This window comes from Novosphingobium sp., assembly GCF_020852455.1.
Classification (GTDB): domain Bacteria; phylum Pseudomonadota; class Alphaproteobacteria; order Sphingomonadales; family Sphingomonadaceae; genus Novosphingobium.
This window is the reverse complement of record NZ_JADZAT010000003.1, coordinates 1-24,758: the sequence shown is the minus strand read 5'-3', so window position 1 is coordinate 24,758 and position 24,758 is coordinate 1. Positions and strand designations below refer to the sequence as shown.

The window sequence follows — 24,758 nt, the reverse complement described above, 5'->3', positions numbered from 1 at the left end:
CGGTTGTAGGAAAGTGCTGCGTTCGCGGCTATGCAGGCCCGCATGGACAGACAGCCCACCCTTGAAGGCCCAACCCTGCTGCTGCGCCCGCTGCGCGACGATGACTGGCAGGCGCTCTATGCCGTTGCCAGCGATCCCAAGGTCTGGGAACTGCACCCGGCGAACGATCGTTGGCAGGAAGATGTCTTTCGGACCTTCTTCGCCGATGCGCTGGCCCAGGGTGGAGCGCTGGCGGTGATCGACAAGGCCAGCGGCAAGATCATCGGATCGTCGCGGATGCAGGCCCATGATCCTGCCAATGGTGGTTCGGTCGAAATCGGCTGGACTTTCCTAGGCCGCGACCACTGGGGCGGCGCGACCAACCGCGAAATGAAGCGGCTGATGCTGGCCCATGCGCTGCGCCATGTCGAACGGGTCGATTTCCGGATCGGCGAAACTAACCTGCGGTCGCGCGCGGCGATGGAGAAGATCGGTGGCCGCCTGAGCGACCGCGACGGCGGCGTGGTTCAAACCAGCAACGGCCCGGCGCGGCACGTGATTTACGAGATTACCCGGGACAGTTTTGCCTCTGGTCCTCTGGCCGAAACCGGGCCACAGGATTGATTGCCTCAGCGTTGCGGCTTGGTCAGGTCCTGCTGATCGAGTGTCGCAAAGCCCCGCACCGGAGAACCATGAATGCTGCGTAAAGCGATGATCTGTCTGACCGGCCTGGCTCTTGCCGGTCCAGCCCTGGCAAGTGCTCCGGCTCCGCAAATGCCGGCCCAGATGCGCGGCATCTGGATGGTGGCTAATGGAGCCGGCAAGGATCAGTGCAACGCCTATCTGGCCGAGCTGCGCAGGCCCCGGGGCGATGCGCGCAGCAGGCTGGTCGGATCCGAAGTGATCAGCGCGCGCGGCCTGCACAGCTATGCCGAATATGGCGAAGGCAATTTCTATTGGGCAGAACGGATCGTGGCGCTGGGCAAGGGCAAATGGCGGGTCCATGCGCTGCTGGGCCTAGATGGCCCGCCTGAACCGGGAGCGGCCGGCAAGGCCGTGCTGGTCTTCAATCTTGAAGGAGCGAAGCTGGCCTATCGCATCGAATCGATCGGCGGTGCGGCTTCCCAAGGCCAGTCCGCGCGGCGCTATTTCCGGTGCGCAGCGGTACCTGCCGGGTTCTATGCCGGTTAAGGCGGCGATCGGGTAACCGGATCGGGCTCTGGCAGCGCCATTTGCGCCGTCCTGGCCGCAAAATCAGCGTCTGAGCTTTTCCATCCGCTGCAGATAGCGCGCCAGCACGTCGATCTCCAGGTTCACCGCATCGCCGGCCTGCAGGTCGCCAAGCGTGGTGACTTCGGCCGTGTGCGGGATCACGTTGAGATGGAAAGTGCAGGTGCCGTCGGCGTGGTCGTCAAGCGCGTTGACGGTCAGCGAAACGCCATCGACCGTGATCGAGCCCTTGGTTGCCACGAAGGGCGCGATTTCGGCCGGGGTGGTGACCGCGAAGTGGATTGACCCGCCCACTTCCTCACGCAGGGTAACCCGGCCCACGGCATCGACATGTCCGGTGACGATGTGCCCGCCCAGTTCGTCGCCCAGCCGCAGCGCCTGCTCCAGATTGAGCCGGCGGCTCTTGCGCCACTGGTCCTGTGCGGTCTTGCTGACGGTTTCGCCCGAAACATCGACCGCGAACCAGGCATCACCCGCTTCCCCGCCGCGATCGACCACGGTCAGGCAGACGCCCGAGCAGGCGATCGAGGCGCCGATCGCGATCCCGGAGGGATCATAGGGGCAGCCGATCACGATGCGCAGGTCGCCCCGGTCGGTCAGTTCGCGGATTTCGCCGATGGCGGTGATTATGCCGGTAAACATGGCGCCGGTTCGTAGACTTCGAGCGTGTCCTTGCCAAGCGGGCGCGTGTCGATCTGCTGCCAGTGGGCAGAGGCCGCCAGTGCCGGCAGCGCCAGTTCGGGCAGGGCCGGGCCTGGGCCGCCGACCATGCGCGGCGCACGATAGACCAGCAGCCGATCGACCAGATCCGCCGCCAGAAAGGCCTGTGCAGCCTGCGCGCCGCCTTCGACCATCAGGTATTGCACGCCCTCCATCGCGGCGATCGCCTGCGGGCTTGCGAGGGCCTGCCAGCCGTCCGGCGCCGCGCCGTGGGTCAGCAGCCAGCGCTGGGGGCTGCGCTCAGCCAGCCCCGGCAGCCGCACGTCGAGCCGGGGCTGGTCGGCCTCCAGCGTGCCACGACCGACCAGGATCGCGTCCATCCGGGCGCGCCAGGCGTGGGTGTGGGCGCGGGCAATCGCGCCGGTCAGCCACTGGCCTTCGCCTTCCGGCGGGGCCAGGTGGCCATCTTCTGACAGCGCCAGCTTCAGCGTGACATGCGGCCGGCCGCGTGTGCGCTGGCACAGGTAGCCGGCCAGGCTGGCGCGGCATTCGGCGTTTTCGACAAGCTGGGCCGCAATTCCAGCGGCGCGGATCCGCTCCAGCCCTTGCCCGGCGGTGCGCGGATCGGGGTCGCCACAGCCCACCACCACCCGCGCGAGGCCGCTCGCCGCGACCAGATCGGCGCAGGCGGGGCCGCGCGGGCTGCGATGGGCGCAGGGTTCCAGCGTGACGTAAAGCGTTGCGCCCTTGGCGGCCGGACCTGCCACGTCCAGCGCAATCGCTTCGGCATGGGGGCGCCCGCCGGGCTGGGTCCAGCCGCGCGCGATCACCTGGCCCTGGCTGACGATCAGCGCGCCAACGGCGGGATTGGGGCGTGACAAGGGAATGCCGCGCTGTGCCAGGCGCGCCGCTGCCGCAAGCCAGCGGGCGTCGCTGTCACTCGGCAATCTTGACCTGCTCTAGCGTCTGCTTGGTTTCGGCTGCGGCCTTGGCCTTTTCCTTGGCCTTTTCGGCGTCGGCTTCGGCCTTCATCTTCTTGACGTCGAACCCGGATGCCTGGCCAACCGCCATCCACAGCTTCTGCGCTTCAGCGTCGGCAGCGGCCTGACGTTTTTGCAGGTCGTCCTTTTCCTGCTGGTTCTTGATGATGAAATCGCGCGTCTCGGCTTCGGTCCGGTCGGCCGGCCAGCTGTTGATATAGGTGACGTCGGGCAGCTTGCGTTCCATCTTCCAGCTTTGCGTGGCCATGATCGAGAACACGCCAAAGGTCAGCGCCCCGGCGATCAGCGAATTGCGCCAGCGGCCCGGGCCAGCCTCGCGGAACACCGAGATCAGATCACCCAGCGCACCGGTGGGATTGACGTTTTTCCAGTAGTTGGTCTTGCGCAGCATGGCCCGAGAATAGGGCTTTGCGGCGAATTGCGCCAGCGCTCAGTTGTAATCGACCGAAATCGGGATTCGCCCGCGAAAGTTGCCGCCGCGTCCGCTGTCGACCACCAGCCGGGCGCCGAAGGTGAATTCCAGTTCGCCATTGGCGTTCAGCGTGGGGCGGCCGGGCAGGTCGGTGGTGAAGCCGGTCAGCAAGGCATGGCCGCCATCGGGCGTGGTCATCTCGACCCGGTCGGGCAGATCGACCCGCACTTCGCGCAAGGGAACGCCGGTGATCCGCCCGCGCCCGGTGATCGCCATGCCGCCCAGATCAACCAGTTCGCCGCTGGTCCGCTTGCCACTGCCGGTTGCATGGACTTCGGCGCTGCCGCCGCCGCGCCCGGTCAGCGCCAGTTTGGCAAAGCTCAGGTCGGTCCAGATCTCGATATTGAGCGGGCGTTCGCCCGGCGCGGTGCCGGGGTCGTTATAGCACAGCCGGCAGCTTTCCTGCGCCGCCAGCGGGGCGGCGATCAGCAGGCTGACCAGAGCAAGGTGCAACGGGCGAAACATCCAGCCGATTGTCCGCCTTTGTGGTTAACGCCTGCTTACGGCAAATTACCCAAGCAAGGCATAGAGTTGCCGCCCGTGCCGCTTGAGCCAGCGATTCGCCGCACCGATATCGTGTTCATAGATTTCGCCCAGCATCGCGTGGAATGCCGGGCTGTGATCGAAGTGCACCAGGTGCGCCACTTCGTGCGCCACGACCGAGCGGCGGACCATATCGGGGGCCATGACCAGCCGCCAGTTGACCCGGATCGTCCCGTCGCGCGCGCAGGATCCCCAGCGGCGCTGGGCATTGGTCAGCATCAGCCGCGACACCGGCCGGTCGGCGCGGGCGCAATAGCAGGCAAGATCGGCTTCCATCAGCGCGCGGGCCTCACCCTCCAGCCAGCGGCGCAGGCGCGGGGCGAGCGATTCGGCCGGACCGCCCAGATGGACCTCGCCCTCGACCAGCTTGACCCGGCGCGAGGCGGCGGGATCGTGACGGATCGGCAGCGCATCGCCGCGATAGGGCAGGGTGCTGTCGGCCGTGAAGCTGACCGGTTCGGGCACCGCGGCCAATTGTCCGGCCAGCCAGCCCTTGCGCTTTTCGGCAAAGTCCAGCGCCTCGGCGGTGCGGCCCCAGCGCGGCAGAGTGATCCGCACCTCGCTGCCATCGGGGGCCAGCCGCATCGTCATCCGCCGGGCCTGGGCATTGCGGCGCAGCACCACCGGCAGCACGCGGCCGGCCACTTCGACCTGCGGTTCCTGAGCTTCGCGGCGCAGCAGCCAGTCAATCATCGGCAATCTCGATCCCGGGCGGCAAGATTACATGCTGCTCCAGCGGACCGGCAAGATGTTCGGGGATCGCTTTCCCCCGTACCGAAATGCCCGCGCGGTGCACCGCATCGGGATCGCCCGAGATCAGGTGGTGCCAATCAGGCAGCGGCAGACCATCGGCGCGCAGCCGGTAGGCGCAGCTATCGGGCAGCCACGATATGGTCAGCGCCAGCCGCGGGGTCAGCTTGAGGCAATCGGGCACCTTGGCCTTGCGATGCCGGTAATCGCTGCACCGCGCGGTGGAAATGTCGAGCAGGGAACAGGCGACATTGGTGGGATAGATGTCGCCGGTATCCTCGTCCTCGGCCTTGTGCAGGCAGCACTGGCCGCAGCCGTCGCACAGCGCTTCCCATTCGTCGCGGGTCAGCGTCTCGATCGGCAGCTCCCAGAACGCCGGGCGCAGCGTGGTCACTTCACTTGCTTGGCAAGATCGGCGGCGACCGCATCAGGCCCCTTGTCCACCGGCAGCGCCTCGATCGCCTGGCCATTGCGGTCCATCAGATAGGCAAAGCGGGTGTGGTCCATCAGGTAGCCACCGGGCGTATCCTTGCCGCGCCCGGCAACCACCTTGAACGCCTTGATCGCCACATCGACCTCGGCCTGGGTGCCGGTCAGCCCCAGCAGTTTGGGCGAAAAGGCGGAGGTGAATTCGCCCACCCGCGCCGGGGTGTCGCGCGCCGGATCGACGGTAATGAAGATCGGCTGGATCTGCTGCGCCAGTTCGGGATGGTCCTTGGCGTACTTGAGGTAGCCCTGCATCATCACGCCAACGTCCATCGGGCAGGCATCGGGGCAGAAGGTATAGCCGAAATAGACGATCCGGTACTTGCCCTTGAACTGATCCCAGCTGACCGGCTTGCCGGCCTTGTCAACCAGCGTGAACGGACCGCCGATCCCGGTTCCTTCCAGGTTTGCGCCGATCGGCTCGCCCTTCTGGGCGCCCTGCGGGCTGCAGGCGGCCAGGGCAATCGCAAGAACAAGGGCGGGGACGGCGGTGAAAATTCGCAGAGGCTTGGTCATGGCGCGGCGGTTCATGCTCTGCTAAACCGCGCTAGGCAAGAAGCCTTTCGGGCCGTGGGGCGATTCTGTGTGCCCGCCCGCAACAGGAGGAAGCATGTCCGTGCCGAAGTTCAGCAAGTTGTCCCTGGCCCTGGCCGCACTGGTGGGTGCCGCCGTGGCTGTGCCCGGCCCTGCCGCCGCGCAGTTCTCGGACAGCTACAAGTTCCTTGAAGCCGTCCGCAAGAAGGAGGGTGACAAGGCGACTGACATGCTCAACGAAAAGGGCTCGAGCCTGATCAACACCCGCGATCTGACCAGCGGTGACAGTGCCCTGCACATTGTTACCCAGCGCCGCGATTTCATGTGGATGCAGTTCCTGATCGGCAAGGGCGCCAATGTGAACATCCGCAATGCGCGGGGGGAAACGCCATTGGTGGTGGCCGCCAACCTTGGCTACATCGAAGGGGTAGAGCTGTTGGTGCAGTTCGGCGCCAAGGTTGATGAACCCAATTCGACCGGCGAAACCCCGCTGATCACCGCAGTTCACAACCGCAACATCCCGCTGATGCGGATCCTGCTGAAGGCCGGCGCCAATCCTGACCGGACTGACAATTCGGGCCGCTCGGCGCGCGATTATGCCCGGATTGATCCCAAGGCCGAAACCCTGCTCAAGGAAATCGACGCCAATGCCAAGCCCAAGCCCAAGCCGGGCGAGGGGACCAAGGTGTTCGGACCCAAGTAAGTGAGCGCGGACAGCCTCGACGCGCTGCGCCTGCAGCTGGCCCCGGCGCTGGCCGATGCCGCCGCCTTTGACGGCTGGAGCGAAGAGGCCGTGCGCAATGCCGCCGATCAGCTGGGGCTGGACCGTGATGCCGCAGTCTACGCCTTTTCCGGCGGGCCGATGGCGATGATCGATGCCTGGATTGCCAGCATCGATGCGGCGATGGTGGCGGCCTTTCCGCCTGAAAAGCTGGCCCCGCTCAAGATTCGCGAGAAGATCCGCACCCTGGTGCAGTTCCGGCTCGATGCCATTGCCCACCAGAAGGAAGCGCTGCGCCGCGCCCAGGCGGTGATGGCCATGCCGCAGAACGTGCCCGCCGCGCTGCGGCTTGGCTGGCGCAGTGCCGATGCGATGTGGCGGCTGGCCGGAGATACGGCCGCCGATTACAATCATTATACCAAGCGGATGACGCTGGGTTCGATCTACGCGGCGACGCTGGCGGTCTATGTCGGCGACAGCAGCGAAGGGCATGCCGATACCCGTGCCTTCCTCGATCGCCGGATTGAAGGGATCATGAAGTTCGAAAAGGCCAAGGCCCGCTTCATGTCGAAGGATGTCGAACATTTCAGTCCGGCCCGGTTCCTGGGGCGGTTGCGCTATCCGGCGCGATAGGCCGCCGCGAAACCTGCGAATTGCGGCTTTTCTGACGCAAAGCTGACATCCGGCTTTGACCTTGGTCAATATTATTGCGAATGACTTGCAAGAAGCCCCCACCTGTGGCAGCGGCTGCTGAGTCATGACACTCGATCGCGTTCCTGTTGGCCACAGCGCCCGCATCGTTGCGGTCGATTGGTCGCGCCTGGTCGAAGAAGAAGCCCAGCGCCTGCAGGCACTTGGGGTCGATGTTGGCAGCACGGTAGAGGTTGCGCATCGCGGGGTCTTCGGAGGCAGCGATCCGATTGCGTTGGGGATCGGCCGGATGACCGTTGCCCTGCGCAAGGTTCATGCTGCCGCGATCGAAGTGGAAGCGGCCTGAGGTGGGCGAGCCAGCCAGCCCAGTGACCACGGTTGCGCTGGTCGGCAATCCCAATGCGGGCAAGAGCGCGCTGTTCAATGCCCTGACCGGTGCCCGCCAGAAGATCGCGAACTATCCGGGTGTAACTGTTGAGCGCAAGGCCGGCCGTATGCTGCTGCCCGGGGGCGAGGCGGTGACCCTGCTTGACCTGCCAGGGGCCTACAGCCTGTTCGCGGCCAGTCCCGACGAGGAAGTGACCAGCAAGGCGATCTTCGGCGAATTCGAAGGCGATGAAGCGCCGCAGGTGCTGGTGGTGGTGGTCGATGCCGCGAACCTTGAACAGCATCTGGTCTTCGCGCAGGAAGTGATTGCGCTGGGCCGGCCGACAGTCATGGCGCTCAACATGCTTGATCTGGCTGAGCGCGACGGGCTGGTGATCGATCCCCATGCCCTGTCCGAAGCGCTGGGCGTGCCGGTTGTTCCGACGATCGCCGTGCGCCGCAAGGGGCTGGTCGAACTGGGCGCGGCGATTGCCGAAGTGGCCGGGCACGAGGAACACCATCGGCCTGCCACTTCGCTGGCCGAACGGCGCGTGACCGCGCAGGCGATCGCCCAGGGGGCAATCATCAGCGAAACTGCCCGGCACCGGCTGCACAGCCGGCTTGACCGGCTGTTCCTGCATCCCTGGCTGGGTCCGCTGATTCTGTTCGCGGCGCTGTTTGTGGTGTTTCAGGCGGTCTTTTCGGGGGCCGAGCCCTTTGTCGCCGTGCTCGAAGATCTGGTTGCGCGGCTGATCGGTCTGGTCCGCGATCTGCTGCCGGCAGGCCTGGTGCGTGACCTGCTGACCGATGGCGTACTGGCCGGGGTCGGCGCGGTGATTGTCTTCCTGCCGCAGATCGTGATCCTGTTCTTCTTCATCCTGGCGATGGAGGCATCGGGCTATATGGCCCGCGCGGCGTTCCTGATGGACCGGCTGATGTCGCGGGTCGGGCTTTCGGGGCGCAGCTTCATTCCGCTGCTGTCCAGCTTTGCCTGCGCGGTGCCGGGGATCATGGCGACCCGCTCGATCTCCGATCCCAAGGACCGGCTGACCACAATTCTGATCGCCCCCCTGATGACCTGTTCGGCGCGGCTGCCGGTTTACACGATGATCATCGCCGCCTTCATTCCCAACCGCAATGTCGGGCTGGGCATGGGCTTGCAGGGGCTGGTGCTGCTGGGGCTCTATGCCTTCGGGATCGTGGGGGCCATGCTTGCCGCGCTGCTGCTGCGCCGGACCGTGACCAAAGGTGTGGCCAGCGGGTTCATCATGGAACTGCCCAAATATCAGTTGCCGCGTGCATCAGACCTGCTGCTGGGGCTGGCCCAGCGCGTGCTGATCTTCCTGCGCCGGGCTGGCACGATCATCCTGACGGTGACTGTGGTGCTGTGGCTGCTGCTGAATTTTCCGCGCGCCGGGGAAGGGCAGGATCAGGTTGATGCCTCGATCGCGGGCTATACCGCCAATGGCCTGGCCGTGGTGCTGAAGCCGATCGGGTTCAACCGCGACATTGCCCTGGCGCTGATCCCGGCGATGGCCGCCCGCGAAGTGGCGGTCAGCTCGCTGGCCACCACCTATGCGGTGAGCGCGGCCAGCGAGGACGCGCAGGCCCAGGCGCTGGGAACCCAGCTCAAGAGCCACTGGAGCCTGGCCACCGCACTCGCCTTCCTCGCCTGGTTCGTCTTCGCTCCGCAATGCATGAGCACGATCGCGGTTACCCGGCGCGAGACCAACGGCTGGAAATGGCCGGCCTTAATGCTGGGCTACCTGTTCGGCCTGGCCTATCTGGCGGCGGGGCTGACATACTGGACGGCAGTCTGGCTGGGGTTGGGATAACCGCAATCGGGCGCTTGGACGCATCGGCGCGATTGGCTAGGCGGTGTGCCTGAATTCAAAGGGACACGATTCGATGGCAGGCAGCGTCAACAAGGTCATTCTCATCGGCAACCTGGGCGCCGATCCCGAAGTGAAGTCGTTCCAGAACGGCGGACGGATCTGCAACCTGCGCATCGCCACCAGCGAAAGCTGGAAGGACAAGAATACCGGTGAGCGCAAGGAGCGCACCGAATGGCACACCGTGGTGCTCAATTCGGACGGTCTGGTGGGCGTTGCCGAACGCTATCTGCGCAAGGGCAGCAAGGTTTACATCGAAGGCTCGCTGCGGACCCGCAAATGGCAGGACCAGTCGGGCAACGATCGCTATTCGACCGAAGTCAATGTCGGCATGAACGGCGTGCTGACCATGCTCGATGGCGCGCCGGGTGGCGGCCAGGGCGGCGGTGGCGGTGGTGGCGGCTACGGCGGCGGCCAGCGCAGCGGCGGGGGTGATTTTGGCGGCAGCCAGGGTGGTGGTCAGCGCTCGGGCGGCGGCTTTGGCGGCGGTGCGGGCGGCGGCGGTGGCTTCGCCGACGATCTCGACGACGATATCCCGTTCTGATCAGTCCGCAAACGGCGGGCTGGCGCGCGCACCGTCAACCTTGCGGGTCTGTTCTTCGGAATAGATGCATTTCGAATTGATGCAGTAGCCTTCGCGGCTGATCAGGTCGCCGCAGCGCGGGCATACTTCCTTGCGGGCCATGTCTTGCTCCTCTGCCTTGAGGCGCAACTATGCCCTATTCGGAATCGCGGTCAAACAATCCCTTGAGCGCGCCGAATGCGCCGCCTTCCCCTTCGCCCAGCAGGCCGGACTTGCGGCGGAATTCGTCGGCGCCCGGGCCTTCCAGATAGGGGTCGATCGCCAGCGCCAGCGTCTGGGCCAGCGCTTCACCCAGATCAAAGCGGGTGCCGTCGAGCTCGATCTCGTCCAGCTCCGCCGCCTCAAGCTCGATCTCGTCGGCGCCGTGCTGCTGGGCCGGGACAAACCGCAGCGAAACCGGCTCGGCGATCCGCACCGGCAGGTCTTCGCCCGAAACCGCGCAGCTTTGCACCACCTCGGCCTTGAGCTGGCCGGTCGCGCGCACTGCTGCGCCATCGCTGTTCAGCGTGATATCGGCTTCCAGGCTGCCGACCGAAACCAGCAGGAACCGTTTGGCCAGTGCCGCGCACTCTTGCGGACTGGCGATCAGGTGCTGCGGCCCGGCGGGTAGCCGGGCGGTGTCGAAGGGGCGGGAAAATTCGCTCATCGTGTGATCGTCCCGGCCAGCAGTTCGGCATCGCTGGTGGCTTGCAGCGATGCGAAAAGCGTGCGGAAATCACGGGCGATCGCTGCGGGATCGGCGTTATCGATCAGTGTCGTATTGCGCTTGATCGCTTCGACCAGTTCGGCGTCATCGGCGGCCGCCAGCCCGGCGCGATAGGCGTCAAGCCGCCCACCCAGCGCGGCCACCAGCTTGCCCATGTGCTTGCCCACCACCAGATCACCCACCCCGCTCTGGCGCAGTTGCCCGTCCATGTCGGATACGAACAGCTCGGTCAGCCGGGCCGCCGCGTTGCGCTGCGACAGATCGCGCTCCAGCCGGATCAGCACCGCGCTGAGCACCAGGGTGATGCAATCGAACCGCCCGGGAACCGTATCGGCGATCCCGCCGCGGGCATACCAGTCCGGCTCGCGCGCCACTTCGACCACGCGGTGCCACAGCGGGCGCAGGTCGGGTTGGGCGTCCTTGCGCCCCAGCAAGCGATCAAGCAGCCCCATGGCGGGCCATATCCTTCCATTCAGCAGCGATTAAACCGGGCGATCCCAAGCCGCGCCGGTTGCACCACGCGCCAAGGCAGCCTAAGGCTTGGCGCGATAGATCACATGACGGCCCCGGGCAATGCCCCAGCAGGCCGACGGAGCGAAGACGAAACGATGTCGGTTAAGGGACGAATTCTGGGCCTCGCCATTGCCAGCATGGCGCTGGGGGCCTGTGCCTCGATCAAGGATCACCGCGGTTACCTGGTCGATGCGGCGTTGCTCGATTCGGTGATGCCCGGCGTCGACAATCGCACTTCGGTCGAACGCACGCTGGGCCGGCCGACTTTCATCAGCCAGTATGGCCGGCAGGACTGGTTCTACATCTCCACCAACACCCGCCAGGCGGCCTTCACCCGGCCCAAGGCCAAGGAGCAGCTGCTGGTCCGTGTGGTGTTCGATGACAAGGGCAATGTCGCGCGGCTTGATCGCACCGGCATGGAAAAGGTCGTCAACCTCAGCCCCGATGGCGACAAGACGCCAACGCTCGGCCGGCAGCGGACCTTCCTGGAAGATCTGTTCGGCAACATCGGCCAGGTCGGTGCCGGCGGCCCCGGCGCGGGCGCTCCGGGCGGTCCCAACGGATCTTGATGCACTGACCGCGACCGGTTTACCGGTCGCTTGCGCAACACCGGCCCACTCCCCCCAGCTTGAAGCCTGACGGATTGCGCATATATCCGCAGGCATGAACCATTCTTCCGAAAGCCACGGCCTGATCCAGTGGCATGGCACTACCATCATCGGCGTCAAGAAGGGCGGCAAGACCGTCATCGCCGGCGATGGCCAGGTTTCGATGGGCAACACCGTGATGAAGCCCAATGCGCGCAAGGTCCGCCGGATCGGCGACGGATCGGTGATCGCGGGCTTTGCCGGGGCGACCGCCGATGCCTTCACCCTGTTCGAGCGGCTGGAAAAGAAGCTTGAGGCCCACCGCGGCCAGCTGATGCGCGCGGCGGTGGAACTGGCCAAGGACTGGCGCACCGACAAATACCTCAGGAACCTTGAGGCGCTGATGATCGTGGCCGACAAGGACGTGCTGCTGATCCTGACCGGCAATGGCGACGTGCTGGAACCCGAAGAGGGTATCGCCGCGATCGGATCGGGCGGCAACTATGCCCTGTCCGCCGCCAAGGCGCTGACCGACTACGAGCAAGACCCCGAAAAGATCGCCCGCCGCGCGATGGCGGTGGCGGCCGAAGTCTGCGTCTTCACCAATGACCGCGTGACTGTGGAGACGATCTGATCCCATGACCGAAAACCTGACCCCCAAGGCGATCGTCGCCGCGCTGGACGAGCACATCATCGGCCAGGCCGAAGCCAAGAAGGCCGTGGCCGTCGCGCTGCGCAACCGCTGGCGCCGCCAGCGCCTGTCGGCCGAACTGCGCGACGAGGTGACGCCCAAGAACATCCTGATGATCGGGCCGACCGGCTGCGGCAAGACCGAGATTTCGCGCCGCCTGGCGAAGCTGGCCGACGCGCCCTTCGTCAAGGTCGAGGCGACCAAGTTCACCGAGGTCGGCTACGTCGGCCGCGATGTCGAACAGATCGCCCGCGATCTGGCCGAGGAGGCGATCCGGCTGGAAAAGGATCGCCGCCGCGAAGCCGTGCGCGATGCCGCTGAAAAGGCGGCGATGGACCGGCTGCTGAAGGCGCTGGTCGGCGATGGCGCAAGCGAGGCTACCCGCGAGAGCTTCCGCCAGCGGATCGCCGAAAAGGCCATGGATTCGACCGAGGTGGAAATCGAGGTCGAGGACGCGCCGAACATGCCGTTCGAGCTGCCCGGAATGGGCGGCAACATGGGCATGATCAACCTGTCCGACATGATGTCGAAGGCGATGGGCAAGCAGAACCTCAAGCGGCGCAAGCTCAAGGTGCCCGACGCCTGGGCCAAGCTGGTCGATGAGGAAGCCGAAAAGCGCATGGACCAGGACGATGTCGCCCGGGTCGCGCTGGCCAATGCCGAAACCAACGGGATCGTCTTCATCGACGAGATCGACAAGATCGCGGTCAGCGACGTGCGCGGCGGATCGGTCTCACGCGAAGGGGTGCAAAGGGACCTTCTGCCGCTGATCGAGGGTACCACCGTGGCCACCAAGTATGGCCCGATGAAGACCGACCACGTGCTGTTCATCGCTAGCGGCGCCTTCCACGTGGCCAAGCCTTCGGACATGTTGCCCGAACTGCAGGGCCGCCTGCCGATCCGGGTCGAGCTGAAGGCACTTTCCGAAGACGATTTCGTCCGCATCCTCAGTGAAACCCGCGCCAACCTGGTCGAACAGTACCGGGCGCTGCTTGGCACCGAAAAGGTCACCATCGACTTCACGCCCGAGGCGATCCGCGCGGTGGCCAGGATTGCCTGTCAGGTCAACGAAGCGGTCGAGAATATCGGTGCCCGCCGGTTGCAGACGGTGATGGAAAAGCTGCTCGAGGAACTGAGCTTCGAAGCCGAAGACCGCGCGGGCGAGACGGTGTCGATCGACGAAGCCTATGTCAGCGCCCGGCTGGCCGGGCTGGCCAGGGACACCGATCTTTCGAAGTACATTCTGTAATCTGACCTCCATCGATTGCTGCCTGCCGTTCGTCGAGCGGCGGGCGTGGTCGATTGATCGGGCGGATCGCCGTGCTAGGCTGATCCGGTAACCGGGGAGACTATGATGATCCGCAAAGGTCTTGGGCTGGGCAGCGTCGTTGCCGCGCTGGCACTGATGGCGCCGGCATTGCTTGAAGCGAAGCCGCAGGCCGCGCCGGCCGCGCAGCAGGCCGCGATCAAGGCGCCGCCGATCGCCTTTACCGAATGGACCCTGCCCAACGGGCTGAAGGTCATCGCGATTCCCGACAAGACCAGCGCCAACGTGATGGTCTCGGTCTGGTATGCAGTCGGATCGAAGCACGATCCCGAAGGGCGATCGGGCTTTGCCCACCTGTTCGAACATATTCTCAGCCGCAAGACCGAGAACATGCCCTACAACATGATCAACCGCCTGACCGAGGATGTCGGCGGGGTGCGCAATGCCAGCACCAGCGATGATCGCACGAACTATTACGAAATCGTCCCGGCGCAGTATCTGGAAACGCTGCTGTGGACCCATGCCGAACGCATGGCCCGCCCGGTGGTTGATGCCGAGGTGTTCGAACGCGAACGCTCGATCGTCAAGGAAGAGCTGCGCCAGCGGATCCTGGCGCCGCCCTATGGCCGGCTGCGGCTGATCTTTGCCGAGAATGCCTTTGACCGCCTGCCCCAGCGCCGCCCGGGGATCGGCTCGCTCGAACAGCTCAATTCGGCCAAGCTCGACGATGCCCGGGCCTTTCATCAGGCCTTCTATGGCCCCGATACCGCGACGATGATCGTATCGGGCAATTTCGATCCGGCGCAGCTGCGCAGCCTGGTGGACAAGTATTTCGGTGCGATTCCGCGCCGGGCCAAGCCGGTATCGCTGGCGATTGCCGGGGTGGAACCGCCGCGCACCGCGCCGCGCCGGGTCGATGCCACCGCGCCCAACGTGCCGCTGCCGCTGGTCGGCTATCAATGGAAGCTGCCCGGCGCGCTTTCGCCCGATCGCCCGGCGCTGGAAGTGCTGGGTGCGATCATGGCGCGCGGCGATAACAGCCGGCTGAACCAGGCGCTGGTGCGCAGCGGCAAGGCGGTCAGCGCCCAGCAATCGTTCGACTTCTCGCGCGAGGGCGGCAGCGGCTTGCTCGCCGCCATGCTGGGTCAGGGCCAGTCGCAGGATGAAGTGGCCGGGCTGCTGGCCGGCGAAGTGGCGCGGCTGCGTACCACACCGGTCAGTCAGGCCGAACTGGCCGAAGCCCGCAATGAACTGATCGCGGATTCGCTGCGTGCCCGCGAAACGCCGCAGGGCCGCGCTTTCGAACTGGGCGAGGAACTGGCGATCACCGGCGACCCGCTGGCGGCCGATCGGCGGCTGGCTGCGCTGGGCCGGGTCACCGCCGCCGATGTCCAGCGGGTCGCGCAGAAATACCTGACCGCCAATTCGTGGGTGGAAATCCGCTATGGCGCGGGGACCGATAATCCCGCTGCCTATGCCAACCCGGCCAAGATGCCCACTTTCGGCAGTGTCCCGCCGCCTATGGGCGAGCCGCGCGTGCTGCGTGATGAGGCAAGCCGTCAGGCGCCGCCCAGTCCCGGTACCCGCCCGGCGGTTGCCGCCCCGGCGGTGGTGGAAGCCCGGCTGGCCAATGGCATCCCGCTGGTCATGGCCCGCACCGGCTCGGTGCCGGTGGCGACTTTCAGCGTCCTGTTCCCCGGCGGCAGCGCCACCGATCCGCGCGACAAGGCCGGACTGGCCTCGCTCGCGGCAGGCCTTGCCACCGAAGGCACCGCCAGCCGCAGCGCCGAACAGATCGCCGCGCGGTTCGAAAGTCTGGGCGCGCAGGCCAACATCGTCGCCGGGCCCGAAGGCACCATGCTGACCGTTTCGGCCCCCACCGCCAACCTGCCGCAGGCGGCCGAAGTGCTGGCCGATATTGCCCGCAATGCCAGCTATCCGGCCAGCTCGTTCGATCGTGAGCGCAAACGCGCGGTCAGCGGTCTGCAGGCCGCGCTGAAGGATCCGGCATCGCTGGGCGGCATGGCCCTGATGCCCTTGCTCTATGGCTCGGCACCCTATGGCATGCAGGGCGGCGGCACGATTGCCAGCCTGGGCCGGATCACCCGGGAAGACCTGGTCGCGCACCGCCAGCAGAACTGGCATCCGGGCGTGGCCCGCGTGCTGATCAGCGGCGGGATTGATCCGGCCGCTGGCAAGGCGCTGGCCGAACGGCTGCTTGGCAGCTGGCAGGTGGAAACCCCTGCGCCGGCTCCGGTCAGTGACCGCGCCGGTCCGGCCCAGCCGGCCCGGACCGTGGTGATCGACCTGCCCGGCGCCGGCCAGGCCGCAGTCTTCGTCGCGGCCCGCGGGGTCGGGCGCGGGGACCAGGATTTCTATGCGCTGCAACTCGCCAATTCGGTGCTGGGCGCCGGTTCGAACGGCTGGCTGTTCGAAGAAGTGCGGACCAAGCGCGGGCTCAGCTATGGCGCCTACAGCTCGTTCGCGACCCGCGCCCAGGCCGGGCTGCTGGTCGCCAGTTCGCAGACCAAGAACGAAAGCGCTGCCGATGTGGTCAAGGTCATGCTTGAACAGCTGGCACGGCTGGGCAGCGAAACGATCGGCGAGGATGCGCTGCAGAAACGGCGGCTGTTCCTGGCCGGCGGCACCCAGCGCGCGCTGGAAACCAGCAACGGCTTTGCCGGGGTGATCGGATCGCTGATCCAGCAGGGGCTGCCGCCCGCTGAGGCCTTTGCCTATGCCGACCGGCTGGCGGGGGTGAACCCGGCCGCGGTCAAGGCGGTGGCCGGACGCTATGTCCTGCCGGGATCGGCGACCGTGGTGGTGGTGGGCGATGCCGCCAAATTCATCGAACCGCTGCGCGCGCTGCGCAGCGATGTGGTGGTGATCAAGGCCAGCGAGGTGGACTTCGCCAGCCCCGGCCTGAAGGGCAGCTGACCATGGCATACGAGACCCCCGAAGATCGCCCGGTCTACCGGCTGCTCACCGGCAAGGATGACCGCGCCTTTTGCGAGCGCGTGTCCGAAGCGCTGGAGCAGGGCTGGCGGCTCTATGGCTCGCCCAGCATGGCGTGGGATGAAGGCCACCTGTGCATGAAGGTTGCTCAGGCGGTGGTCTGGGGTGAAGCGGACGTGGTGAAGGACTGATCCGCAGGCAGCTTCACTCCGCCGCCTCCGCAGCTTCCTCGATCGCTTCGGCCTGCCGCGCCCACATTTCGGCATAGAGCCCGGCCTTGCGCAGCAACTGCGCATGGGTGCCCTGTTCGGCCAGCTGGCCATCGTTCAGCACCAGGATCCGGTCGGCATCGGCCACGGTTGACAGGCGGTGCGCGATCGAGAGCGAGGTGCGCCCCTCGGCGACCGCGTGCAGGGTGGTGAGGATTTCCTGTTCGGTGCGGGTGTCGAGCGCGCTGGTCGCCTCGTCCAGCAGCAGGATCGGCGGGTTCTTGACCAGCGTGCGGGCGATCGCGACGCGCTGTTTCTCCCCGCCTGACAGCTTGAGCCCGCGCTCACCCACTTCGGTTTCGAAGCCTTGCGGCAGCCGGTCGATCAGCCCCATCAGTGCGGCCTTGCGCGCGGCCTCTTGCACTTCGGCCATGCCGGCTCCGTCGCGGCCATAGGCGATGTTGTAGCCGATGCTTTCGTTGAACAGCACCGAATCCTGCGGAACGATCCCCAGCGCCCGGCGCAGGCTTTCCTGCGTCACGGTGCGGATATCCTGTCCGTCGATCAGGATCCGCCCGCTCCACGGATCATAGAAGCGGAACACCAGCCGCGCGATCGTGCTCTTGCCAGCACCCGAAGGACCGACCAGCGCGACCTGCCAGCCGGCTGGTACTTCAAAGCTCAACCCTTTCAGGATCGTCCGGTCCGGCTCATAGCCGAAGACCACGTTGTCGAAGGTCAGTGTCGGCTGGGTGATCACCAACGCGGGGGCACCGGGGGCGTCCTGCACTTCCACCTCGGTATCGATCAGGCGGAACATCTCGGCCATGTCGATCAGGCCCTGGCGGATCGTGCGATAGACCATCCCCAGCATGTCGAGCGGGCGGAACAGCTGGGTCAGGTAGGTCTGTACGAAGACCAGCTGGCCGGCAGTATATTCGCCCTTGGCCCAGCCCCACACAGTCAGCGCCAGCGCGCCAGCCATCAACAGGTTCACCACCAGCGCCTGCGCGATGTTGAGCAGGCCCAGGCTGTTCTCGCTTTTCACCGCGGCTTCGGCATAGGCGCTGGTCGCTTCGGCATAGCGGGCCAGCTCGCGGCCTTCGGCATTGAAGTATTTCACCGTTTCATAGTTCAGCAGCGAATCGACCGACCGGGCGAGCGCCTGACCATCCAGCCGGTTCATCTTTTCGCGCAGCGCGGTGCGCCATTCGGTGATCGCGCGGGTCACCCAGATATAGGCAGCCACGGCGATTCCCGTGGCGATCACCAGCGGCCAGCCGAAGTTGAGGTAGAAGATTACCGCCACGCCCAGCAGCTGGATCACCGTGGGGGCGATGTTGAACAGCATGAAATAGAGCATCACGTCGATGCTCTTGGTGCCGCGGTCGATCACCTTGGTCACCTCGCCGGTGCGGCGGGCCAGGTGAAAGCGTAGCGACAGCCGGTGCAGCTGGCCAAAGACATGTTCGGCCAGTTGCCGCGTGGCATCCTGGCCAACCCGTTCGAACACGATGTTGCGCAGGTTGTCGAACACCACCCCGCCGAACCGGCCAGCCGAATAGGCCAGCACATAAAGCAGCGCGAAGGTCAGCACCCGCGCGCCGGTGATGTTCATCGCATCAACCGCCCATTTCAGCAGGTAGGGCAGTACGAACTGTGTGGCGATCGAGGCCAGCACCAGCAGCACCGCACCGCTGATCCGCCAGCGCAGCGCGGGATTATCGCGCGGCCACAGATAGGGCAGGAACCGCCGCAGCGTGTCCCAGCCCTGGTGGTGGGCAAGGCTGGTCGGGTCGACGGGCTGGTCGGGCGGCATGCGCTTCATTTAGGCTGCGCCCGGCCAAATGCCAGCCCGATCAGTTGCGGTAGGCGTCCTTGGGCAGATCGAAGTAAATGCGCCGCGTCGAGAAATCGATCGCAACCCGGTCCAGCGCACGCAGATCGCGCATGCCAAGGAACAGGGCGGGCTTCTTGTCGAGGCCCAGCACCTTGAACGGCGGGGAATCGGCATAGGCGATCACCACATTGCCGAAGTTCATGTCATTGATCTGGAGATTGCCCGCCAGTCCCAGATCGGCGGTGATCTCCTGACCGGTCACACTCTTGAGCTGCATCGTGCCGCTGCGCCCGCGCCGTGACAGGGCCTTTTGCAAGGCCCGGTTGCCAATCGAATATTCGGCGCCGGTATCGATCACCACACTGACCCGCACACCATCGACCACCGCATCGGCCATGATCAGCTGGCCAGAGCGTCGCCGCGCGGTGACGACAATCTCGAACCCGCGATTTCCGCCCAGCACGCCGGCATCATCCACGGCCATGGTGCCCTTGCGAAAATCGATCTGCACCCGCTGTCCCTGCAGGCTGTCGAGCCCCAGGATCCCGTCGGCACCGATGTGCGGGGCGGGCAGCAGCGGGGTCAGCAGGCTGTAGAAGCTGCGCCGGCCCAGCCCGATCTCGTCCACCGTAACCGTATCAACCTCGGAAATGCCGGCCACACCGATCAGCCGCACCTTCCGCTGGGGCTGAAGCGAAAGCTTGCCGGCCAGCGCGATGCTGAGCACGGTGTTCTGCGCGCCGGTGTCGATCAGGAAGTCATACGGTCCATTCGCGCCGATCCGCACCGGTACGGTCATCCGGTCATGCCGGTCTTCGGACACCTGCACCACGTCCACTTCGCTTGCCGGAACCCCGGCCTGCTGGCTGCTCAGGACCGGAAACATCGCCGCGATCGGTAGAAGCGGAGCGATCAGTGAACTGGCTGGCATCGGCCTTCTCCCTTTTGCCAGCACGGTATCATGGCGGGGCAGGGGGCGCCATGCAGTCCGTCGAAAGGCGCATTTGCCTTTGCTTAACACGCATTTGCTATGCGCAAATGATGGAATCCCTGCCGCAAAGAGCCTTGCGCAAGCTGCGCGAATGGCAATTCAACCGCGCTGCCCGCGCGGTGCTTGATACCCCTGCGCTGCGGACCGGCGAGGATGGGTTGGTGATCTTCTCGATGATCGGCACCCGGGTGCTGGTACCCTATCTGGTCGCGGCCAAGTCGTTTCACGCCCATCTCGGGCAGGGCCGTTTCGCGATCCTTGACGATGGCACGCTGACTGCGGCGGACCGGGCAGTGCTGGCTGTGCATCTCGATGCGCCGCTGATCCTCTCGATCGCCGATGTCGATCGCGGCGATTGCCCCAAGGGCGGTTGCTGGGAACGGTTGCTCAGTCTGCTTGCGCTGCGTCAGGGTGACTATGTGATCCAGCTCGATTCCGACACCGTGACCTTGGGGCCGGTGCCTGAAGTGGCTGCGGCGATCGCTGCGGGACGCAATTTCACCCTGAAGGGCGATGAGAGTTCGCGCTGGCAGCCCGCCGGGGCCTTTGCCCGGGATCTGGCTACTGTTCCCGAAAGCGCTCATGTTCAGGCCCGGATCGAGGCCGCGATGGACCGGATCGATGCCGGCCTGCCCAAGCCGGTACACTATGTTCGCGGCTGCGCAGGCTTCGCCGGGTTTGCGCCGGGCGGGCTTGGCCGCGAAGTCGCCGATGCCTTCAGCCGTGAGGCGACCGCCATGCTGGGCGCAGCCAAGTGGGCGCAGTGGGGCAGCGAGCAGGTGATGTCGAACGTGATCGTCGCGAACGAGGGAGAGCCGCTGCTGCTGCCCTATGATCGCTATATGAACTATTGGGGCGAGCCAGACCTGGGCGCGGCATCGGTTGCGCATTTTCTGGGCACCTGCCGGTTCGAACGCGGAATGTACCGCCGTGCCGCGCTCAGAGCGATTGCTGCGTTGGGCTGATCAGGGCAGTTCGCGAAAGAACGGATCGATCCGCGCATCGACCTTTCGGGCGAACCAGGCACCGCTGGCCCTGATTGCAGGCAGATCGGATCGGGTCAGGACGCGCGGGCTTGATGCGCCGGCCGGAAAGTCGATGAACCGGCGATAGGGCTGAAGGCGCGGGCCATGATGCCGGGCCAACGATGTCGGAACAGCATGTTCGTCAGCACAGACCGTGCCCTTGAGGCGGCCGCTCTCAACCAGCAGATCAAGATCGGCAAGCGTACTGCGCAGCGCCGCCTCGGGCAGGCTCCACCAGCACGAACCCTTGTGCCACGGACCCAGCGGGCGATCACGTTCGCGTCCCAGCGCTTTGTTCACGCTGCCAATGATGCGTGAAGCCCGGCGCAGTTCCCAGGTCAGGGCATAGGCCAGCCGGTCGCGTGCGGGATCGAGCCGCAGCCAGCGCGTGTCGAAGCGGTACTGCTGCATCCGCTCTTCCTGTTCAAGCGCAATTGCCTCGGCAAAGCATGCGCCGGACGGCGCCTGGGCGATATCGGCTTGGATGGCGTCGCGCGATGCTACAGGCCAGTCCACGCCGCTGAGTGTATGGGCATAGTCGCAGCCCAGTTCGAGTGCCCTGGCGATTAGCCGGCGGGCAGCCTCGACCTGGCTCCAGTGCCCCCAGATGACCCGGACCGGATCGGGCAGCAGGTGGACGCGGGAATCGTCGGACAATGCGCTGCCGCGCAATTCGCGCCACAGTGCGGAACCGGCATCGACATGGACAATGGCGATATCATCGGCCCCCGGCGGCAGCAGGGCCGCCAGCAAGTGCTCCAGCCCGACGCGATCCTCGTGCGCCATCACCAGATAGGCCATCCGCATCGCAGGTCAGGCCTGTTCGCCGACGGGTCGGCCTGGCGACAATTTTGACAGTCCCAGCCGTACTTCGCGCCACAGCGGGTGGCTGACCAGCGGCAGAGTGACGAACCAGCAGGCAACTCCGGCCAGGCTCAGCCCCAGCAACATTGCAAAACCCATGTCAGGTGCAAACCAGCCCAGCTGGCGCGAGAGTAGCAGCGGGACGCCGGCAGCGAGCGCACAGAGCCCGCTGCGCAGATAGACCGAAGCCAGGCTGGCCAGGTTCAGCTTGAGCAGGCGGCTGATGAACACGGCATAGATCGCGCACCAGATCGCTCCGGCCGCCAGACGGCTCTGCGCTGCGGCTTCCAGCCCCCACAAACAGAACCCGGCCAGAATCGCGATCGTGATCGCCGTATCGGCCAGATTGACCCAGACCAGCGTCTTGATCCGGCCCAGCAGGATCGGAATGTCCATCTGCAGCGGGATCGCCATGAAGAACAGTTCTGCCAGAGCCGTCCAGCGCAGCAGCGGTGCCACTTCCATCCAGTTGGGACCATAGAGCAGATAGACCAGCGGTTCGGCGGCCAGTGCCATGCCAATCGCCGCAGCCCATTGCAGTCCGGTGTTGCAGGCCACCAGATGAAGGTAGGGTTCGACCAGGTCTTCCCCGGCATCGCGCTTCTTCGCGAAGGCAGGATAGAACACCCCGCTGATCGAACCGACCACCAGCATCGACATCTGCCCGGCCAGCGCGCTGGCGCGGGTGAACAGCCCGGTCGCGGTCAGGCCCAGCAGGCGTCCGACGATCAGGTCCTGGCTACGCATCCCGATCGCGCCCGACAGACTGATCGCGAAGGACGAGCCGCCGAAGCTGATCATCGGGCGAACGATCGTCAGGTCGCGGGGGCGACGCGGCCAGACCGGCCGAAGCAGCTGGACAATGCCCAGGCGGGTCAGCGCGGTGGCCAGCATGCCCCAGGCCAGCGCAGCCGGCCCGGCGCCGGCGGCAGCGGCGGCTACCGCGGTGATCCCGCCCACCAGCGCCGATCCGGCATTGGCGTACAGCAGCGATTTGAGATCCAGTGCGCGCAGCAGCAGCGCACTGGGCACGATCGCCAGCGGCGAAAGCGCATAGGATGCGGCAATGATCAGCATCAGCCCGGTCAGCCCTGGCTGGTCATAGAACTGCGCCAGGGGCCAGGCAGCCAGTGCCACGGCCAGGGCCACCAGCCAGCCGATCCCCACTGCCACGGCGGCATAGTCGCGGACATGATCCTCGCGCATTTCGGGCTGGCCGGTCACGAACCGGCTGATCCCCATGTCCTGAAAGATCGAAACCATCATGGCGGCGGCCAGCGCGATCGAGAACAGCCCGACATCGGCGGGCAGCAGGTACAGCCGCGAGATGATTACACTGGTCGCGAACTGGATCGCGAAGCTCGCGTACTGCGAGACCAGCGACCACAGCGCGGCGCGACGCACGCTCATCGGATCAGGCGCCGGCCAGCGCGGCGACAAGCTTCAGCGCGCGGCGCGGCTCGCCAAAGCGCACCAGCCGGGCGGCAGTGCGCCACAGTTCGGCACCGCGCCCGCCTTCGCCGACATGTTCGAGCAGCAGGTCGAAACCCTGCCCGGTCATTTCGCTGCGTGAATAGAGCAAGGCGCGCGCCACGTGCGCGCGCACTTCGCCGGCAACGCCCTTGCGGCCGAATACCGTATCGAGTTGCTCGATCGGGGGCAGGGCATCGAGGTGTTCGGTCGGATCGGGCCGGCCGGCAACGCGCTCGGCATAGGCCAGGCGCGAAACCGCGACGCCGATCTGCTGCTCCAGCGCGTGCCGGTTCGATACCTGTCCTGCATAGTGCCGATAGCGCAGCAGCCGTTCGGGCAGGTTGGCGATCTTCGTCCGATGCGCCAGACGCAGCCACAGGTCATAGTCTTCACAGTGACGGAAGGCAGCATGATAGCCGCCGGCCGCGAGCACCACGTCGCGGCGATACATCACCGTCGGATGCGCCAGCAGCGGACCGTTGCTGGCAATGTGGGCGATGAAAGCCTCATGGCTCAGTGGATGTTCGGCGGTGTCGAGCGGGAAGGCCTGGCCGTTCTCGTCGATATCAAAAGTGAGGCTGCCCACCACGCCATGATCGGGCTGCGCGGCCAGGAAGGCGATCTGGCGCTCGAAGCGTTGCGGCGCGCAGACATCATCGGCATCCATCCGCGCAATCAGCGGCGCCCGGGCTTCGGCCAGCAGCTGGTTGAGCGAGGTGACCAGACCGCGGTTCTCACGCGCGATCACCCGGATGCGCGAATCAGCCGCAGCATGCCGGTTGATGATCTCCAGGCTGGAATCGCGCGAGCCGTCGTCGAGAATCAGCAGCTCGAAGTCGTGCCAGGTTTGGTCCAGCACACTTTGAATCGCCTCGGCGAGGAATCGCTCGCCATTGTAAACGCTCATCGCGACCGAGATGGCGGGTTGGGACATGAACTACGCAAATCCTTGATTTTCCGGGGCGCCGGGCCCCTGCATGCGGCATTCTTCCTAGCCGAACAGGGTAAACAATCCGTGTTCGCGCGCGCATTCGTGTGAGCGTGCCGCAAAACGCGGATTAGGAACTTGGCAACCTGATCGGGCAGCATCCTTGCTCAAAAACGGCAGATTTCTGCGCCTTTCAAAAATTTTGAAATAAAATTGCAAAAAGGCGTTGACCGAATCAAGGGGCAGGCTTAGAGGCCCGTTCACCGGACGGGAACGCCGCTTCAAAACGGCAGAAACGCTCTGGTCGCCAACACAGTCGGACAACAGTCCCCCGGTCTCGAAATCGGGGAGCTAAGGTTGTCCGCCTCGTTTTGTCGGTGGCTCTTTGACATTGTCGGTTTTAGATGAAGGGACATGTGGGCGACGGCGCCCCGTCCGGCGAGCTTCAGGCTCCGGGTACGGGTTGTTTAAGTCGTTACCTCATATGTCCTTCGTATCCATTACGTTTGACAAGTGCAGGTATCGGCTCCTGAAGTTCGATGCTGCGGTCGGCGGGTTTACCCGTGCCGCAACCATCGTGACACAAACTTGAGAGTTTGATCCTGGCTCAGAACGAACGCTGGCGGCATGCCTAACACATGCAAGTCGAACGAGACCTTCGGGTCTAGTGGCGCACGGGTGCGTAACGCGTGGGGATCTGCCCTTTGCTTCGGAATAACAGTTAGAAATGACTGCTAATACCGGATGATGACTTCGGTCCAAAGATTTATCGCCGAGGGATGGGCCCGCGTAGGATTAGCTAGTTGGTGGGGTAATGGCCTACCAAGGCGACGATCCTTAG

Annotated in this window: 28 protein-coding genes and 1 rRNA gene; 14 read left to right on the top strand and 15 right to left on the bottom strand. The window is 65.5% G+C overall.

The genetic code is table 11. From position 1 onward, the window contains the following. Positions 1-42: 42 nt before the first annotated feature. On the top strand, positions 43-603 hold the full coding sequence (locus tag IT549_RS01130) for a GNAT family N-acetyltransferase (protein WP_292969380.1): 561 nt from the start codon (positions 43-45) through the stop codon (positions 601-603). Positions 604-675: 72 nt separating this feature from the next. After that, a complete protein-coding gene (locus tag IT549_RS01125; protein ID WP_292969377.1) occupies positions 676-1,170 on the top strand; it encodes a hypothetical protein in 495 nt (164 codons plus the stop codon). Between the two features lie 63 nt (positions 1,171-1,233). Here the strand turns inward: IT549_RS01125 and IT549_RS01120 are convergent, their stop codons facing one another. The 7 genes from IT549_RS01120 to IT549_RS01090 are packed head-to-tail and all read right to left on the bottom strand — an operon-like array spanning position 1,234 to position 5,637. Then, a complete protein-coding gene (locus IT549_RS01120; RefSeq protein WP_292969373.1) occupies positions 1,234-1,851 on the bottom strand; it encodes a riboflavin synthase in 618 nt (205 codons plus the stop codon). After that, a complete protein-coding gene (gene ribD / locus IT549_RS01115) occupies positions 1,836-2,816 on the bottom strand; it encodes a bifunctional diaminohydroxyphosphoribosylaminopyrimidine deaminase/5-amino-6-(5-phosphoribosylamino)uracil reductase RibD (protein ID WP_292969370.1) in 981 nt (326 codons plus the stop codon). The genes IT549_RS01120 and ribD overlap by 16 nt, the downstream gene beginning before the upstream one ends. Beyond that, positions 2,806-3,261, bottom strand: a complete 456-nt coding sequence (locus IT549_RS01110) for a hypothetical protein (RefSeq protein ID WP_292969367.1) — start codon at positions 3,259-3,261, stop codon at positions 2,806-2,808. The genes ribD and IT549_RS01110 overlap by 11 nt, the downstream gene beginning before the upstream one ends. A gap of 39 nt (positions 3,262-3,300) precedes the next feature. Continuing rightward, on the bottom strand, positions 3,301-3,807 hold the full coding sequence (locus tag IT549_RS01105; RefSeq protein ID WP_292969364.1) for a DUF4402 domain-containing protein: 507 nt from the start codon (positions 3,805-3,807) through the stop codon (positions 3,301-3,303). Between the two features lie 45 nt (positions 3,808-3,852). Then, entirely contained in the window at positions 3,853-4,578 is a 726-nt protein-coding gene (locus tag IT549_RS01100) for a SprT family zinc-dependent metalloprotease (RefSeq protein WP_292969362.1), read from the bottom strand. Next, a complete protein-coding gene (locus IT549_RS01095; protein WP_292969360.1) occupies positions 4,571-5,029 on the bottom strand; it encodes a YcgN family cysteine cluster protein in 459 nt (152 codons plus the stop codon). The genes IT549_RS01100 and IT549_RS01095 overlap by 8 nt, the downstream gene beginning before the upstream one ends. Continuing rightward, a complete protein-coding gene (locus IT549_RS01090) occupies positions 5,026-5,637 on the bottom strand; it encodes an SCO family protein (RefSeq protein WP_292969357.1) in 612 nt (203 codons plus the stop codon). The genes IT549_RS01095 and IT549_RS01090 overlap by 4 nt, the downstream gene beginning before the upstream one ends. A gap of 94 nt (positions 5,638-5,731) precedes the next feature. Here IT549_RS01090 and IT549_RS01085 point away from each other — a divergent pair, with 94 nt between their 5' ends. The 5 genes from IT549_RS01085 to ssb all read left to right on the top strand — a co-directional run bounded on the left by IT549_RS01085 (position 5,732) and on the right by ssb (position 9,829). Then, on the top strand, positions 5,732-6,358 hold the full coding sequence (locus IT549_RS01085; RefSeq protein ID WP_292969354.1) for an ankyrin repeat domain-containing protein: 627 nt from the start codon (positions 5,732-5,734) through the stop codon (positions 6,356-6,358). Next, a complete protein-coding gene (locus IT549_RS01080) occupies positions 6,359-7,009 on the top strand; it encodes a COQ9 family protein (RefSeq protein WP_292969351.1) in 651 nt (216 codons plus the stop codon). Positions 7,010-7,133: 124 nt separating this feature from the next. Further along, complete coding sequence (locus IT549_RS01075) at positions 7,134-7,373, top strand: FeoA family protein (protein WP_292969348.1); 240 nt, start codon at positions 7,134-7,136, stop codon at positions 7,371-7,373. Further along, a complete protein-coding gene (locus IT549_RS01070; RefSeq protein ID WP_292969346.1) occupies positions 7,342-9,228 on the top strand; it encodes a ferrous iron transporter B in 1,887 nt (628 codons plus the stop codon). Before IT549_RS01075 ends, IT549_RS01070 begins: the two co-directional genes overlap by 32 nt. A 73-nt stretch (positions 9,229-9,301) precedes the next feature. Continuing rightward, entirely contained in the window at positions 9,302-9,829 is a 528-nt protein-coding gene (ssb, locus tag IT549_RS01065; protein ID WP_292969343.1) for a single-stranded DNA-binding protein, read from the top strand. Here ssb and IT549_RS01060 read toward each other — a convergent pair whose 3' ends face one another. From IT549_RS01060 to IT549_RS01050, 3 genes are read right to left on the bottom strand one after another with little or no spacing between them, the layout of a single operon-like run. Further along, entirely contained in the window at positions 9,830-9,970 is a 141-nt protein-coding gene (locus tag IT549_RS01060) for a hypothetical protein (RefSeq protein WP_292969341.1), read from the bottom strand. A 34-nt stretch (positions 9,971-10,004) separates the two neighbouring features. Continuing rightward, positions 10,005-10,514: a DUF177 domain-containing protein gene (locus IT549_RS01055; RefSeq protein WP_292969338.1), complete on the bottom strand. Its 510-nt coding sequence runs from the start codon at positions 10,512-10,514 to the stop codon at positions 10,005-10,007. Then, positions 10,511-11,026: a ubiquinol-cytochrome C chaperone family protein gene (locus IT549_RS01050; protein ID WP_292969336.1), complete on the bottom strand. Its 516-nt coding sequence runs from the start codon at positions 11,024-11,026 to the stop codon at positions 10,511-10,513. The genes IT549_RS01055 and IT549_RS01050 overlap by 4 nt, the downstream gene beginning before the upstream one ends. A 156-nt stretch (positions 11,027-11,182) precedes the next feature. Here IT549_RS01050 and bamE point away from each other — a divergent pair, with 156 nt between their 5' ends. The 5 genes from bamE (at position 11,183) to IT549_RS01025 (ending at position 16,778) form a co-directional block, all read left to right on the top strand. After that, the gene (bamE, locus tag IT549_RS01045) at positions 11,183-11,656 is read left to right on the top strand and encodes an outer membrane protein assembly factor BamE (RefSeq protein ID WP_292969334.1); all 474 of its coding nucleotides are present in this window, start codon (positions 11,183-11,185) and stop codon (positions 11,654-11,656) included. Positions 11,657-11,750: 94 nt separating this feature from the next. Beyond that, complete coding sequence (gene hslV, locus IT549_RS01040) at positions 11,751-12,308, top strand: ATP-dependent protease subunit HslV (RefSeq protein ID WP_292969332.1); 558 nt, start codon at positions 11,751-11,753, stop codon at positions 12,306-12,308. Between the two features lie 4 nt (positions 12,309-12,312). Next, the gene (hslU, locus tag IT549_RS01035; RefSeq protein WP_292969331.1) at positions 12,313-13,614 is read left to right on the top strand and encodes an ATP-dependent protease ATPase subunit HslU; all 1,302 of its coding nucleotides are present in this window, start codon (positions 12,313-12,315) and stop codon (positions 13,612-13,614) included. 105 nt (positions 13,615-13,719) lie between these two features. Then, complete coding sequence (locus IT549_RS01030; RefSeq protein WP_292969330.1) at positions 13,720-16,569, top strand: pitrilysin family protein; 2,850 nt, start codon at positions 13,720-13,722, stop codon at positions 16,567-16,569. A gap of 2 nt (positions 16,570-16,571) precedes the next feature. After that, positions 16,572-16,778 carry a DUF1737 domain-containing protein gene (locus tag IT549_RS01025; RefSeq protein ID WP_292969329.1) on the top strand — a complete coding sequence of 69 codons (207 nt, stop codon included), beginning with the start codon at positions 16,572-16,574 and terminating at the stop codon, positions 16,776-16,778. Positions 16,779-16,791: 13 nt separating this feature from the next. On the opposite strand, the gene IT549_RS01020 is transcribed toward IT549_RS01025, so the two are convergent. Beyond that, the gene (locus IT549_RS01020; protein ID WP_292969441.1) at positions 16,792-18,615 is read right to left on the bottom strand and encodes an ABC transporter ATP-binding protein/permease; all 1,824 of its coding nucleotides are present in this window, start codon (positions 18,613-18,615) and stop codon (positions 16,792-16,794) included. Positions 18,616-18,655: 40 nt separating this feature from the next. After that, complete coding sequence (locus IT549_RS01015) at positions 18,656-19,567, bottom strand: retropepsin-like aspartic protease (RefSeq protein WP_292969328.1); 912 nt, start codon at positions 19,565-19,567, stop codon at positions 18,656-18,658. Positions 19,568-19,674: 107 nt separating this feature from the next. Between IT549_RS01015 and IT549_RS01010 the strand changes: the two genes are divergently transcribed. Continuing rightward, positions 19,675-20,592 carry a hypothetical protein gene (locus IT549_RS01010; RefSeq protein ID WP_292969326.1) on the top strand — a complete coding sequence of 306 codons (918 nt, stop codon included), beginning with the start codon at positions 19,675-19,677 and terminating at the stop codon, positions 20,590-20,592. Here IT549_RS01010 and IT549_RS01005 read toward each other — a convergent pair whose 3' ends face one another. Genes IT549_RS01005 through IT549_RS00995 form a run of 3 tightly spaced genes read right to left on the bottom strand, consistent with a single transcriptional unit; the run spans position 20,593 to position 23,923 of the window. Further along, a complete protein-coding gene (locus tag IT549_RS01005; protein WP_292969324.1) occupies positions 20,593-21,459 on the bottom strand; it encodes a beta-1,6-N-acetylglucosaminyltransferase in 867 nt (288 codons plus the stop codon). 6 nt (positions 21,460-21,465) lie between these two features. Beyond that, complete coding sequence (locus IT549_RS01000) at positions 21,466-22,926, bottom strand: oligosaccharide flippase family protein (protein WP_292969323.1); 1,461 nt, start codon at positions 22,924-22,926, stop codon at positions 21,466-21,468. A gap of 4 nt (positions 22,927-22,930) precedes the next feature. Continuing rightward, complete coding sequence (locus tag IT549_RS00995; protein WP_292969321.1) at positions 22,931-23,923, bottom strand: glycosyltransferase; 993 nt, start codon at positions 23,921-23,923, stop codon at positions 22,931-22,933. A 578-nt stretch (positions 23,924-24,501) separates the two neighbouring features. On the opposite strand from IT549_RS00995, the gene IT549_RS00990 reads away from it, so the two are divergent. Beyond that, positions 24,502-24,758: ribosomal RNA gene (locus tag IT549_RS00990) — 16S ribosomal RNA — on the top strand; the annotation flags it as partial.